General features: G+C 68.7%; 14 protein-coding genes. 9 read left to right on the forward strand and 5 right to left on the reverse strand.

Features of this window, described 5'->3' with window-relative positions; genetic code table 11:
• Window positions 1-649 precede the first annotated feature (649 nt).
• On the forward strand, window positions 650-1120 hold the full coding sequence (locus tag VSR71_RS30285) for an SRPBCC domain-containing protein (RefSeq protein WP_342917255.1): 471 nt from the start codon (window positions 650-652) through the stop codon (window positions 1118-1120).
• A gap of 30 nt (window positions 1121-1150) precedes the next feature.
• On the opposite strand, the gene VSR71_RS30290 is transcribed toward VSR71_RS30285, so the two are convergent.
• From VSR71_RS30290 to VSR71_RS30310, 5 genes are all read right to left on the reverse strand, one after another.
• Window positions 1151-1372, reverse strand: coding sequence for a hypothetical protein (locus VSR71_RS30290; RefSeq protein ID WP_342917256.1), 222 nt, complete (start codon window positions 1370-1372; stop codon window positions 1151-1153).
• An 80-nt stretch (window positions 1373-1452) separates the two neighbouring features.
• Window positions 1453-2082 (reverse strand): TetR family transcriptional regulator, encoded by a 630-nt coding sequence (locus VSR71_RS30295; RefSeq protein WP_342917257.1) that lies wholly within the window; start codon window positions 2080-2082, stop codon window positions 1453-1455.
• A 20-nt stretch (window positions 2083-2102) separates the two neighbouring features.
• Complete coding sequence (locus VSR71_RS30300; RefSeq protein WP_342917258.1) at window positions 2103-2480, reverse strand: nuclear transport factor 2 family protein; 378 nt, start codon at window positions 2478-2480, stop codon at window positions 2103-2105.
• 17 nt (window positions 2481-2497) lie between these two features.
• Window positions 2498-3283 carry a glucose 1-dehydrogenase gene (locus VSR71_RS30305; protein WP_342917259.1) on the reverse strand — a complete coding sequence of 262 codons (786 nt, stop codon included), beginning with the start codon at window positions 3281-3283 and terminating at the stop codon, window positions 2498-2500.
• A gap of 39 nt (window positions 3284-3322) precedes the next feature.
• Window positions 3323-4210, reverse strand: coding sequence for an alpha/beta fold hydrolase (locus tag VSR71_RS30310; RefSeq protein WP_342917260.1), 888 nt, complete (start codon window positions 4208-4210; stop codon window positions 3323-3325).
• A gap of 179 nt (window positions 4211-4389) precedes the next feature.
• On the opposite strand from VSR71_RS30310, the gene VSR71_RS30315 reads away from it, so the two are divergent.
• The 8 genes from VSR71_RS30315 to bcsB all read left to right on the forward strand — a co-directional run bounded on the left by VSR71_RS30315 (window position 4390) and on the right by bcsB (window position 14150).
• Window positions 4390-5181: an SDR family oxidoreductase gene (locus VSR71_RS30315; protein ID WP_342917261.1), complete on the forward strand. Its 792-nt coding sequence runs from the start codon at window positions 4390-4392 to the stop codon at window positions 5179-5181.
• A gap of 121 nt (window positions 5182-5302) precedes the next feature.
• Window positions 5303-6871, forward strand: coding sequence for a DUF1302 domain-containing protein (locus tag VSR71_RS30320; RefSeq protein WP_342917262.1), 1569 nt, complete (start codon window positions 5303-5305; stop codon window positions 6869-6871).
• 62 nt (window positions 6872-6933) lie between these two features.
• On the forward strand, window positions 6934-7716 hold the full coding sequence (gene dmpE / locus VSR71_RS30325) for a 2-oxopent-4-enoate hydratase (RefSeq protein ID WP_342917263.1): 783 nt from the start codon (window positions 6934-6936) through the stop codon (window positions 7714-7716).
• A gap of 47 nt (window positions 7717-7763) precedes the next feature.
• Window positions 7764-8687 (forward strand): acetaldehyde dehydrogenase (acetylating), encoded by a 924-nt coding sequence (locus VSR71_RS30330; RefSeq protein ID WP_342917264.1) that lies wholly within the window; start codon window positions 7764-7766, stop codon window positions 8685-8687.
• A gap of 11 nt (window positions 8688-8698) precedes the next feature.
• Window positions 8699-9724, forward strand: a complete 1026-nt coding sequence (gene dmpG / locus VSR71_RS30335; protein WP_342917265.1) for a 4-hydroxy-2-oxovalerate aldolase — start codon at window positions 8699-8701, stop codon at window positions 9722-9724.
• 84 nt (window positions 9725-9808) lie between these two features.
• Window positions 9809-10795 carry a 5'/3'-nucleotidase SurE gene (surE, locus tag VSR71_RS30340; RefSeq protein WP_342917266.1) on the forward strand — a complete coding sequence of 329 codons (987 nt, stop codon included), beginning with the start codon at window positions 9809-9811 and terminating at the stop codon, window positions 10793-10795.
• A 10-nt stretch (window positions 10796-10805) separates the two neighbouring features.
• Window positions 10806-11468, forward strand: coding sequence for a carboxypeptidase-like regulatory domain-containing protein (locus VSR71_RS30345; RefSeq protein WP_342917267.1), 663 nt, complete (start codon window positions 10806-10808; stop codon window positions 11466-11468).
• A gap of 315 nt (window positions 11469-11783) precedes the next feature.
• Entirely contained in the window at window positions 11784-14150 is a 2367-nt protein-coding gene (gene bcsB, locus VSR71_RS30350) for a cellulose biosynthesis cyclic di-GMP-binding regulatory protein BcsB (RefSeq protein ID WP_342917268.1), read from the forward strand.

A 14150-nucleotide genomic window follows, 5' to 3' on the forward strand; every position in this document is an offset into this window, starting at 1 on the left:
GGCGATCAGATCCTCTGGAATGGCCGGCAGCTCACGGTCTGCGGCTTGGCTCGTCTTCGTCTTGCGTGGCATACATGCTCCTTATCGACATGTTATGCCCTAAACACAAAATTTCTGACAGGTCCCCGGCGCGCAGCGCAGCCGTAGGCGTTCCTACCATGCCGCCAGCAGCAGGAGCCACCCACAGCTCTGGGCTCGTTCAAACACCGCGTCAACGCCGAACCACGGTGGCGCACCACGGCGTCAGGCAGTCTTGTCCTGCAACGAAGCGAAGCCCCGTACGAAAGCTTCGGCACGCTACGATAAGTGTGGCCGCCCGCCCGGGGCAGTAAACGCGCTTTTGGTTACTTTTGCCGCTCGGGCAAAAGTGACTCGCCCCTTTAGGGGCGAAACCAGGGCATATCAAATAGCTACCAGATGCCCAGCAGCAAGCAACAACCAATAAACCAATAAAAAAAATGCCGGACCATAACCCCCAAGCCCGGCACCAAGCTCACAGCAGTTGGAGACTCGCGGAGCATAACGACAATATCCCTCAGCCACCCGCAAACATCTTCGTCCACCCGGACTCGTCCATTCAGGGTATGCGCACCCCACAGCCCAGCCCTAGTGTTGTACTCCCAATCCAAGAATGAAAGGAGACAACAAAATGGCCAAGCCCGAAAACCTCGTCACCTCGATCACCGTGGAAATCGAAGCCCCCGCCTCCCTGGTATGGGAAGTCCTGACCGACTTCCCCCGCTACGCCGAATGGAACACCTTCTGCCCGGGCCTGGAAACAACCGCGAAGCTGGGCGACATGGTCCATATGCAAATCCGCATCCCAGGCACCGACCAGATCATCCCGGTCAACGAGACCCTGGTGGCGTGGGAACCGGAGCGCCTGCTGTCGTGGGAGCAACGCCCCACGGACGCAAACAAGGATGCCGCCCGCCGCGACCAGTACATCGAAGCGATCGCCCCCGGCCGCACCCGCTACTTCACCACTGATCTCTTCCTCGGCCTGAACGCTGAGATCATCATGCGCGAACACGGCGCCTGGGTAAAACAGGGCTTCGACCAGGTGGCAAGAGATGTCAAGGCGCGCGCTGAAGCGCTGCATTTGCAGCGCCAGCGCTGACCAGCAGCGCGGAAGACCATCCCGCCGCAGTCATTGCGGCGGGCGCTGGCTGAGCACCACCATGGCCGCAACGCCCCGGCTACGCACGCAGGCTGCATCGCACCCATCCGGCGCCGTGCCGGCAGCACGGGTTTCTTCGTGACCGCCGTACGCCACGGCAACCCCATTGCCGCCGGCAAGCACCCACGCCACGCCAAAGCCAGCCCCAACCGCGGCCAGCCCGGCCGCCCAACGAAATCCGAGCCGCTTCATCGCTGTCTCCTCCGCACCCTTTCCGGGTCCTTTGACAGCATCGTAGGCGGCGCCCGCCGCCATCTCTTCGTCCGAGCAGACTAGGGGGTATCCCGAGGAAATGCCGCGCCGCCGGCGGCATCCGGACATGCACCGCGTTGCATACCCGGCGGCGCATACAGCCGCGCCAGCGATGCCGCGCATCCGGACAGGCCCGACGGCGCCAGCTGCAGCGCGTGGGCGCTCAGCAGGCCCCACAGGTGCGCGACCAGCAGGCCGGCCAGCGCGGGAGCGGGCATCGTGGCCGCCAGCGTGTCGCGCAACATATCGACACCACGCAGCACACGCGCCCGCAGCGGACAGAGCTCACAGTCGGCGCCGCATTTGTGCTGCAGCAGGAACGCCAGCAGGCTGACATGGCGTGCCATGCCGTCGCCATCGAGCAAGGCGGCAAGCGCCGGCTCCAGCACGTCCGGGGCCGCGCCGGCGTGGTGCCGGGCCAGCGGTGCGAGCCGTTCCGCAAGGTCCGCTTCGGCACAAGACAGCAGCGCGTCCATCAACGCGGCGCGCGAGCGGAAATGCGCATACACCGCCCCGCGCGTCATGCCGATGGCGCGGGCCACGTCTTCCAGCGTGACGCAATGCACGCCCCGCTGGCGCATCAGCAGCTGCGCACTGGCCACAATGCGCCCGCGCGTGGCAACGGCATCGTCGCGGCTACGCCGGACCATTGGTGCGGCCGGTGCGGGTCTTAGACGAAATGCACGTCGTCCGGCCCCCAGTGGGCGCGCATGCTCTGGATGCGCCCGTCCGCGCCGAACGTCATGATGTCGGTCACGTCGATGCGTGCCGCACGTCCTTCAAGCCGCGCATGGACCGCGAAGGTCAACGCGGCGGCGTTGCCGTGCGACCCGCGCGGCGGCGCCACCACCTCCAGCCGCGCGCCGAGCGAAGTGGCGTGCTGGTAGAAGGCGAGGATGGCCGGCTTGCCGGCAAGCGGCTGCGCGCCGACCGGATCCTCCACCGTGGCATCGTCGGCGTAGAGCGCGGCGATGCCCTCTGCATCGCCGGCATTGAAGCGTTCGACATAGGCAAGCAGCGTGGCTTTCATCGCGGCGCTATCGGGCATCGTCCTCTCCGTGTCCGTCAGCGCGCGGTGTAGCCGCCGTCGATCACCAGCTCGGCGCCGGTGACATAGCGTCCGGCATCGGACACCAGGTACAGGATGCCCGCCGCGATGTCGCGCGGCTGCCCGACCTTGCCGATCGGCGTCAGGCCGCCGAGATAGTCGAACAGCGCCTCGCCCTGCCCTGAGGCCTGCGCCACATGTTCGAGCATCGGCGTGCGGATGTAGCCGGGATGGATGGAGTTGGCGCGGATCCCCTTGGCCGCATAGAGCATGGCATCGGTCTTGGCCATCATCCGCACCGCGGCCTTCGACGCGTGGTAAGGCGGCACGTCCGGCCCCGCGGCAATGCCGTACATCGACGACACGTTGACGATGGCTCCGCTGCCGGCGCGCTCCATGTGCGCGATCGCATGCTTGGTGCACAGGAAGGTGCCGGTCACGTTCACCGCCATGACCTTCTGCCATTGCTCCAGCGTCACCTGGTGGGTCGGCTCGTTCGGGCCTTCGATGCCGGCGTTGTTGACGAGGATGTCCAGCCCTCCGAAGCGCGCCGCTACCGCGTCCAGCACGCGCGCCACGTCGCTTTCGCTGGTGACGTCGAGCTGCCAGAACGCAGCCTCGCCGCCTGCGCTGCAGATGGCCTCGGCAGTGGCCTTGCCGTCCGCTTCCAGCACATCGAGCACGGCCACCTTCGCGCCTGCCGCCGCCAGTACGCGGGCGGTTTCCGCGCCGATGCCGCGCGCGGCGCCGGTGATGGCGGCTACCTTGCCGCGCAGGTCGAACAGGCTATACGGGTATTCCATGATGTCTCCCGGATGTCGTTGTATGAGTATGGGCGCCAATTATGCCGCGACGGCCTGCGCGGTATCGGCCAGCGCAGTGTCGACCAGGAAGGCGAGGCATTCGCGATTGAAATACGCGGCGTGCTCGACCATCACCCAGTGCCCGCAGCGGTTGATCATGACAAAGCGGGCATCGGCGCAGCCGCCGAGGAACTTCATCGCGCCGGAAGCAGGATTGAACTGGTCTTCCGTGCCCCAGAAGCCAAGCACCGGGCAGCGGATCTCGCCCAGCCGCGCGGTCAGGTTGGGCACCTTCATGGTGGCCAGCACCTCGCGCGGCTGCTCGCGGCACACCGCCATGCGCTCGTCCACCAGCGCGTCGGTGACCAGGCTGGCGTCATGCACCAGCAACTGCAGCAGCTGGCGCATCGTTTCCGGGTTCATGTGCCCGCCGGTGAACAGCGACACCATGCGCTGGATGCCTTCCATCTGGAAGTAGGTCTCGCGCTCTTCCACGCCGCCCGGGGCCATCATCACCAGCCGGCTCACATGGTCGGGATAGTCCAGCGCGTACTGCAGCGCGATGGCGCCGCCGAGCGAATTGCCGACCAGCACGCAGCGCGGCAGCTCCAGTGCCACCAGCTGCTCGCGCAGCGCGGCGACGAAAAAGTCCAGCGTGTATTCGACGTCGTCCGGCTTGGACGACAAGCCATACCCGGGCAAGTCCACCACCACGGTACGGAAGCCCGCCGCGGCGAAGGCCGGCACGTTGAAGCGGAAGTTGCTGTGCCCGCTCGCCCCCGGCCCGCTGCCATGGATAAAGACCACGGGTTCGCCACTGCCCGTATCCAGGCAGTGCAGCCGCAGGCCCCCGGAAGTGGTGACGAAGCGCCCGACCGGCAGGTTCGGATGCAGGGACGAAGGCGTTTGCTGCGGCGTAGCGGACATGTGGGCGTCTCCCGTGTGATTGCGTGCTCTCTCTGCAAGCCAGGCCTGCGAGCGATATCTGCGAGCGGTGTCTGCCAGCGATATTGCGCAGCGCCGGCGCGCCGGGCATCGTTCATTCGGACTACGAGCGATACGCCCACTTCTCCTACGATGGGCCCTCCATGCATCAGGGGGACCCCATGACAGGATTCGACTACACCGGCCAGGCCGTGCTGGTGACCGGCGGCATGCGCGGCATCGGCCGCGCCATCAGCGAAGCCTTCCTGCGCGCCGGCGCGCAGGTCTTCGTCTGCGGACGCACCGCGCCCGCGCACGACGGCGAGCTGCCGTGCGCAAACGGGCGCAGCGCACGCTTCATCGCCGCGGACATCCGCGACCTCGAACAGGTCGACGCCATGCTTGCCGCGATCGCCCGGGCCAGCCCCACGCTCGACGTCGTGATCCACAACGCCGGCGGCTCGCCGTACGCACTGGTCGCCGATGCCTCGCCACGCCTGCTGGACTCGGTGATCCGGCTGAACCTGGTGGCACCGCTGCAGCTGGCGCAGCGCGTCAACGCCCGCATGCAGCAGCAGCCCGGCGGCGGCACGCAGCTGTTCGTCGGCAGCGTCAGCGCGCTGCGGCCCTCGCCCGGCACCGCGGCCTATGGCGCCGCCAAGGCCGGCATCCTCAACGCGGTGCGCACCCTCGCGGTCGAGTGGGCGCCGCGCGTGCGCGTTGCCGCGGTCAGCCCGGGCATGGTGCTGACCGACACCTCGCGCGACCAGCACTACGGCGATCCCGAGGCGTTGCGCTCGATGGCGGCGACGGTGCCGCTGAACCGGCTCGCGCAGCCCGACGATATCGCCAGCGCCTGCATGTTCCTGGCTTCGCCGCAGGCGTCGTACGTGTCCGGCGCCAACCTCGTGATCGACGGTGGCGGCGAACGTCCGGCCTTTCTCGACGCGGCGTCGCTGAACCGCAGCGCGTAGGGAAACCGCCTAGTCCGTTCTGCCGATTTGTGCAGGTCTCCCCCTCTCTACGCTTGCGGCCAGAGCGCGCCATTCGAAGTGCCAGGCCATGAACCACCACCGAAACCAAGGGGAGACCACCATGCAACAACCACCACGCGGCCCAGTGAAGCGCCGCAGCCGGCTGCGGCCGATCGCCATCGCCGCGATGACGGCACTGGCCACGCTGCTTGCGCCCGCCGCGCATGCCGGTGACACGATCGAATTCGGCCGCGACACCACGCTCGACTACAGCGTGACCGCGTCCTACGGCGCCGCGGTGCGCACCGGCCACCGCAGCGACACGCTGCTGAGCCCGGCGAATATCAACGGCGACGACGGCGACCGCAACTTCAAGCCCGGCGACATGATCGCCAACCGCGTGTCGCTGCTGGGCGAAGCCCACCTGCGCCACGGCGCCTTCGGCGCGCTGGTGCGCGGCAGCGTGTTCTACGACTGGGCCTACCGCGGCACCAACTCGAACAACGCGCCGTTCACCGTCAACCACAGCGGCCCGTTCAACCAGTTCACGGAATCGGCGCAGGATTACCACGAGCATCGCGCCCAGCTGCTCGATGCCTATGTCTACGGCGCCACGCCGGTCGGCGGCACGCAGCTCAGCTTCAAGCTGGGCAACCAGGTGGTGGCATGGGGCGAGAGCCTGTTCTTCGCCAATATCGCCGGCGCGCAGGGCCCTGCCGATGCTACCAAGGCCTTCGTGCCGGGCGCCGAGGTCAAGGACATCCTGCTGCCGGTGCCGCAGGCATCGCTGCAGCTGCAGGTCACGCCGTCGTTCAGCCTGATGGGCTATTACCAGTTCACCTTCAAGCCGAACCAGCTGTCGGCGCCGGGCAGCTACTTCAGCACCAGCGACCTGGTCGGCCCCGGTGCGGAGTTCATCATCGGGCCCGGCTTCCGCATCCCGCGCGGGCCGGACGTCCGCCCGTCCGACTGGGGACAGTGGGGCGTGGGCGCGCGCTGGCGCGTGTTCGAAGGCACCGAGGTCGGGCTCTACCAGCTGCGCTATCACGACAAGAACCCGAGCGTCGTGACCTCGATGTTCCCCACGCTGCAATACCAGGAGAAGTTCTTCGGCGGCATCAACCTGACCGGCGCCAGCTTCTCCACGCAGATGCTCGGCGCCAACATCGCCGGCGAAGTCAGCTACAAGGACGGCATTCCGATGCTGGTGGACGTGGCCGGCTCGCCCACCGCCTCGCGCGGCAAGGCACTGCAGGGACAACTGTCGGCGATCTACTCGGTCGGGCCGACCTTCCTCGCCAACTCGCAGTCGCTGCTCGGTGAAGTCGCCTACCTGCATGTGCTGAGCGTCGACCCGGTGATGGGCTTCAGCCAGCTGACCAACACGCGCAACTCGGCGGCGTTCCAGCTCGGCTGGTCGCTGACCTACAACAACGTGTTCGACGGCTGGGACCTGACCGTGCCGCTTACCTATGCGCACCAGTTCAGCGGCCGCTCGGCCGTGGCCGGCGCCTTCGGCACGCTGATGGGCTATGGCGACCGGCGCGCCAGCGTGGGGGTGACCTTCAAGTACCTGAACAACCTGGAGCTCAACCTGACCTACGCGGCCTTTATCGGCGGGCCGAGCATTACCAACCGCCCGCTGGCCGACCGCGACTACGTGGCCTTCAACGCCAAGTACTCGTTCTGACGTCCCCTTCGTCCCGGGCTGCCGCGGCAGGCGCCGCGGCAGCGATAACCCCGTTTCCTGCCATGCACGCCGACCAGATCGCTACGCTCAGCCACGAACTCCACCACGCGCTCGTCACGCGCTCGCCGGTGCCGCCACTGAGCGGCCGCGGCCTGGCGCTGGATGTGAACGACGCCTATCGCATCCAGCAAGGCTTCATCGCCCACCGCCTCGCCGCGGGCGACCGCGTCTGCGGCAAGAAGATCGGCGTGACCAGCAAGCCCGTGCAGCAGATGCTGGACGTGCACCAGCCGGACTTCGGCATCCTGCTGCAGAGCATGCACTACGCCGCGGGCCAGCCGATTCCGGCGCACACGCTGATCCAGCCCCGCGCCGAGGGCGAGATCGCCTTCTTCCTGCGGCGCGACCTGCGCGGCCCGGGCGTGACGCGCGAGGACGTGCTCGACGCGACCGAGTCGGTGGCGGCGTGCTTCGAGATCGTCGACTCGCGCATCCGTGACTGGCGCATCCGCATCGAGGACACCGTCGCCGACAACGCATCCTGCGGCGTCTACGTGCTCGGCGACGAACGTGTCAGTCCGCACGGCCTCGACCTGGCCGCCTGCGCGATGACGCTGGAGAAGAACGGCGAATGCGTGGCCACGGGCCTGGGCAGCGCCGCGCTCGGCCATCCCGCCGACGCGGTGGCCTGGCTGGCCAACACGCTGGGCAGCTTCGGCATCCCGCTGCTGGCCGGCGAGCCCATCCTGTCTGGCTCGCTCGCGGCGCTGATCCCGGTGCAGGCCGGCGACCGGCTGTCCATGCATATCACCGGCATCGGCGGCTGCAGCGCGGTGTTCTGCTGACTTCCTTGCTCACTTCCTGATTCTTTTCATCTGCCACGCGAGACACCATGAACAAGATCCGATGCGCCCTGATCGGGCCCGGCAATATCGGCACCGACCTGCTCTACAAGCTGCGCCGCAGCGACATCCTGGAACCGGTCTGGATGGTCGGCGTGGAGCCGTCATCCGAGGGCCTGGCGCGCGCGCGCGAACTCGGCCTGAAGACCACCAGCGACGGCATCGACGGCCTGCTGCCGCACCTGGAGGCCGACGATATCCGCATCGCGTTCGATGCCACGTCGGCCTACGTCCACGCCGAGCACTCGGCGAAACTGACCGCGCGCGGCGTGCGCGTGATCGACCTGACACCGGCGGCGATCGGGCCGTTCTGCGTGCCGCCCGTCAACCTGGAGGCCCACATCGGCAGCAACGAGATGAACGTGAACATGGTCACGTGCGGCGGCCAGGCCACCATTCCGATGGTGTATGCGGTGTCGCGCGTGCAGCCGGTGGCCTATGGCGAGATCGTGGCGACGGTGTCGTCGCGCTCGGTGGGACCCGGCACGCGCCGCAATATCGACGAATTCACGCGCACCACGGCGGGCGCGATCGAAGCCGTGGGCGGCGCGCGCCAGGGCAAGGCCATCATCGTGATCAACCCGGCCGAGCCGCCGCTGATCATGCGCGACACCATCCACTGCCTGACCGACGAGGCGCCCGACGTCGCGGCGATTACCGCGTCGGTGCACGACATGATCGCCGAGGTGCGCAAGTACGTGCCGGGTTACACGCTGAAGAACGGCCCGGTATTCGACGGCAAGCGCGTATCGATCTTCCTGGAGGTCGAGGGCCTGGGCGACTACCTGCCCAAGTACGCCGGCAACCTCGACATCATGACCGCCTCCGCGGCCCGCACCGCGGAATGCATTGCCGCCGCGATGCTGTCCTCCACTAACGCCACCCCCGCCACCCCCGCCACCACCACTGCCTGAGGAGCCACGCCATGGGCCAACGCATCACCCTGCACGACATGACCCTGCGCGACGGCATGCACCCGAAGCGCCACCAGATCTCGCTGGAGCAGATGAAGGGCATCGCCCGCGGCCTGGACGCCGCCGGCGTGCCGCTGATCGAAGTGACCCACGGCGATGGCCTGGGCGGCGCCTCGGTCAACTACGGCTTTCCGGCGCACAGCGACGAGGAGTACCTGCGCGCGGTGCTGGGCGAACTGAAGCATGCACGGGTGTCCGCGCTGCTGCTGCCCGGCATCGGCACCGTCGACCACCTGCGCATGGCGCACGACATCGGCGTGCAGACCATCCGCGTCGCCACCCATTGCACCGAGGCCGACGTGTCCGAGCAGCATATCGGCATGGCGCGCCGCCTCGGCATGGATACCGTGGGCTTCCTGATGATGGCGCACATGGCGCCGGCGCAGATGCTGGTGCAGCAGGCGCTGCTGATGGAAAGCTACGGTGCCAACTGCCTGTACATCACCGACTCGGCCGGCCACATGCTGCCGCAGGACGTCACCGAGAAGCTGAGCGCCGTGCGCCAGGCGCTGCGCCCCGAAACCGAACTGGGCTTCCACGGCCACCACAACCTCGCCATGGGTGTCGCCAACTCGCTCGCCGCGATTGCCGCTGGTGCCACGCGCATCGACGCCGCCGCCGCGGGACTGGGTGCCGGCGCCGGCAACACGCCGATGGAGGTGCTGGTGGCGGTGTGCGAGCGCATGGGCATCGAGACCGGCGTCGATGTGTTCCGCATCGCCGACGTGGCCGAAGACCTGGTCGTGCCGATCATGGACCACCCCATCCGCATCGACCGCGACGCGCTTACGCTCGGCTATGCCGGCGTGTATTCGTCGTTCCTGCTGTTCGCCAAGCGCGCCGAGGCCAAGTACCGCATCCCCGCGCGCGAGATCCTGGTCGAGCTGGGCCGGCAGCGCCTGGTGGGCGGCCAGGAAGACATGATCGAGGACACGGCGATCACGCTGGCGCGCGCACGGGGACTGCTCGCGGCATAGGACACCGCTTCACTGGATTTTTTGTCTGGCGCGCCGCCGCCGTGCGGCGCTTTCCCTATCGATCAGAAAAGGAGACTGGTTTCCATGCTTAGACTTCCCGCCCCCTTGCGGCTGAGTCTCGCTGCCGCGGCCCTGGCCGCGGCAGCCACCCCCGCCCATGCGCTCAATGTGCTGCTGACCAATGACGATGGCTGCGCCGCACCCGGTATCACCGCAGTGCGCAAGGCCTTGCAGGATGCGGGGCACCGCGTCATCACGGTTGGTCCGGCCAGCAACCAGAGCGGCTCCGGTGCCGCCTACGCCGTGCCCGACGGACGCACGCGGCTGGTGGTGGCGCCGCTGGCCGGCGGCGCCACCACGTACTGCGTGCACCGGGTCAAGCCCACCTACGTGGCCGGCGGCGCGCTCGATGCCACCAATGCCGACTACATCGGCAGCGGCTCGCCGGTCGATGCCACCGCCATGGGCCTGAAGATCGTCGGCCCGGAAAGCGGCTTCACGCCCGACCTCGTCGTCTCCGGCGCCAACTTCGGCGAGAACCTCTCGGACTCGATCCCGCATTCGGGGACGGTGATGAACGTCCTGTTCGCCGCGCGGCGCGGCGTGCCGGCCATTGCGTTGAGCGTCGGCGTCGACTTTGCCGAAGCGCGCAGCGGCTTCCCCGCGACGCTGGCCGCCTTCCCCAAGGCCGGGGCCTTCCTGGCCCGCGTAATCGCCAGCCTGGAAGCCACGCGTCGCGCGGGCCAGCCACTGCTGCCCGTGGCCCATCCGCTCAGCATCAACTACCCGATCACTGCCGGCGGGCAGGCTCCCGCCGGCGTACGCCTGACCGTGCCGGGCACGGTGGATTCGTTCACCACCGCATACAAGCGCAATGCCGACAACACCGTGTCGATCGAAGCCGGCCCGGCGGATGCCGAGCTGAAGGCGCTCGCGCGCACCGCCGAGACGCCGGCCTTCGTGGCCAAGTTCATCACCATCTCGCCGCTCGACGTGGATTTCCGCCCGACGCCGCTTGCGCGCGGCCTGTTCAACCGCTCGCACCGCGACCTGGCCGCGCTGGCGCCCTGAGGACGACATCATGGGCAAGCAACCTGGAAGCTGGCGCCACCTCGTGCTCGCATGCGCGGTGGCCGCCCTGGCGGCATGCGGGGATGACGAATCGCGCGACCTCAGCGGCACCGCCGCGGTCGGCGCGCCTTTGACGGGCGCATCGGTCCAGCTGCGCGACACGAAGGGCCAGGTGCGCCAGGCCACCACCGATGCCGGCGGCGCCTTCCGCCTGGCCGGCGTGCCGGACGGCGCGGTCATGGTGCGGTGCGAAGGCGGTCTTGCGCAGGGCGAGGCCAACCGGCTGCAGCTGCACGGCCTGGTGCAGGCGGGTAGCACCGTCAACTGCACGCCGCTGACCGAACTGGCGCTGTGGAAGCTGCTGGACGGGCCGCCGGCGCGAGCCTTCGACAGCTTCGGCCCGGCGCACGCGGCTCGCCTGAGCAGCGACGCCATCGCGGCAGCCGAGCAGGCGGTGCTGGCCGCGCTGGCCGACGGTGCTGGTGTCGACGTCGATCCCGCCGCCGTGCCCCGCCGCTGGCATGACACGCCGCTTGCGGCCGGCAATCCCGGCGACCCGCACGACGCCGCGCTGGACGGCATGCGCGAGGCGATCGCCGACCAGCCAACCCTGGACCTGATGGGAGAGATGGTGGTGCATGGCATCTGCCGGGCAGACGACACCTGCGCATAAGCGGCACGCCGGAGTGAGGCGGTCGACTCGCCTTGCTCGCGTGCCGTGTGTTTCTCCTACAAATACGAAGCGGAAATGTCCCCTTTGGCAAGAGGGTGGCGTTTCCGCTTTTTTTATTCGCTGTTGAATATTTTTTAGAGCACCGCCGCGATGTGGAGCCCGGGGTGCTTTTGCAGCTACACTTGCCCGACCGTTCCAGCCAGAAGCCGTACCAGCGGCCGCAACATTGTGCCGTGCCATCGCGGCGGGTATCGAGTTCCCGCGCCGCGTGGGCCGTCCGCCCTGGAAGCATGCAAAGGAACTGCCATCCTGCCCATGACCCGCTCCGTCCCGCCCCGCTTCCACCGGCCCCCGCTACGCGCCGCCGCCAGCCTGCTCGCCCTCTCATGCCTGTCGTGGCCGGCGGGCGCACAAGCTCCGGCCGCCGGTGCCGCCGGTGCCGCCTCCGTGCCTGCCGCAAGGCCGTCAGCCACGCTCGTCACCCCTGCCGCTACCGCGTCGGCGGCACAGGCGCCCGGCGGCAACGCAACGCAGGCGGCGCCGGCCGGCACCGCCACCCACGTCCTCACCCTGCGCCAGATGGGCGCCTACGGCCCGATTCCGCTGCGCGGCGTGGACCACGCGCGCCAGCTCGATATCGGCGTGCGGCTCGATGAAGTGGTCACGGCGGCCAGGCTCAGGCTGGCCTTTACCTATTCGCCGGCGCTGGTGTTCCCGCTGTCGCATATCAAGCTGACGCTGAACGACGAAGTCATCGCCACGCTGCCGCTGGAAGAAAAGGAAGCGGGGCGCCTGGTCACGCGCGAGCTCGATATCGACCCGCGCTTCTTCACCGACTTCAACCACCTGCGGGTGCAGCTGATCGCGCACTACACGCTGGACCATTGCGAGGACCCGCTGCACTCGAGCCTGTGGGCCGACATCAGCCCGGCGACCACGCTTACGCTCAATACCTCGCGCGTGACGCTGCCGGATAACCTGGCGCTGCTGCCGGCACCGTTCTTCGACCGCCGCGACAACCGCCGCGTGACCGTGCCGTTCGTGCTGCCGGCCGGCGCCGACGGCGCGACGCTGCGCGCCGCCGGCGTGGCGGCATCATGGCTGGGCGCGCTGGCCGCCTGGCGCGAGGCGCGCTTCCCGGTGGCGCGGACCGCGCCGGCCGGCAGCGACGCCATCGCCTTCGTCACGCCGCAGACCATCCCGGCGGGCCTGAACCTGCCGGCAATCGCAGGCCCCGGCGTCAGCCTCATGCCCAACCCGGCCAGCCCCGACCGCAAGCTGCTGGTGGTGGCCGGCCGCAATGCGCAGGAGCTGCAGACCGCCGTCAATGCCCTGGTGCTGGGCAAGGTGGCCATGGCCGGCAACAGCGCGCGCGTGGAGTCGGTCGACATCGGCAAGCCGCGCCGGCCCTATGACGCGCCGGCATGGGCGCCGACCGACCGCCCCGTGCTGTTCCGCGAACTGGTGCCGGACCCGCAGGACCTGCAGGTCGCCGGCAGCAACCCGAACCCGATCCGCGTCAACCTGCGCGTGCCGGCGGACCTGTACGACTGGACCCGCAGCAACGTGCCGCTGAACCTGCGCTACCGCTACACCGCGCCGCCCACCTACAACGACTCGGCCCTGAGCATCGATATCAACGACCAGCTGGTGCGCTCCTACCGCCTGCGCCCGCTGGCCAGCACCGACGACCACAACGTGGTCAGCGTGCCGCTGCTGTCGGGCACCACCGCGTCGGCGGCGCAGCGGGTCGGCATCCCGGCGTTCCGCGTCGGCAGCAACAACCAGATGCAGTTCCAGTTCCATATCGATTCGCAGAAGACGGCGCTGTGCAGTTCCACGGCGACCAACGTGGCGCGCGCGGCGATCGACCCGGACTCGACCATCGACTTCAGCCGCTTCTCGCACTACACCGGGCTGCCCAACCTGGCGTACTTCGCCAACAGCGGCTATCCCTTCACCCGGCTGGCCGACCTCGCCGACACTGCCGTGGTCGTGCCCGACGCGCCCACCGCGATGGACCAGGAAGCGCTGCTGTCGCTGCTGGGCCATATGGGCAAGTGGACGGGCCTGCCGTCGCTGCGCGTGACCGTGGTGCCGACGGCAAAGATCGACAGCGTGCGCGACCACAACCTGCTGCTGATCGGCACCGGCAGCGGCGCCGCCACGCTGGAAAAATGGGGCAAGTCGCTGCCGCTGCTGATCGCCCGCGGCAAGACCGAGATCTCGCTGCGCGACCAGCGCACCGGCGTCTGGTCGAACTGGCTGGCCGGCGTGCGCGAAGACCCGGTCACGCCGGTGGGTCGCGCCATCCTGTCCGCCGATGGCCCGGTGGCGGCACTGGTCGGCTTCGAATCGCCGCTGGCCGACGGCAATACCGTGGTCGCGCTGACCGCCACCGAAGACCGCCGCGTGGCCGACGTGCTCGACGCGCTGGAGAACCCCGGCAAGGTGGCCCAGATGCGCGGCGACCTGACCGTGATCAGGCAGGACCAGGTCGATGGCCTGCGCCTGGGCGAGCGCTACTACGTCGGCGACCTGCCGTGGTACGCGCGCATCTGGGTGCGGGTCTCGGCCTTCCCGAGCCTGCTGGCGATCGGCGGGCTGCTGGCCGGGCTGGTGGTGGCGCTGTCGCTGTTCTGGACGCTGAGCAGGCTGGCGGCGCGGCGCGGCGGGAACTGA

It is taken from the genome of Cupriavidus oxalaticus (genome assembly GCF_038900635.1).
Taxonomy (GTDB): domain Bacteria; phylum Pseudomonadota; class Gammaproteobacteria; order Burkholderiales; family Burkholderiaceae; genus Cupriavidus; species Cupriavidus oxalaticus_B.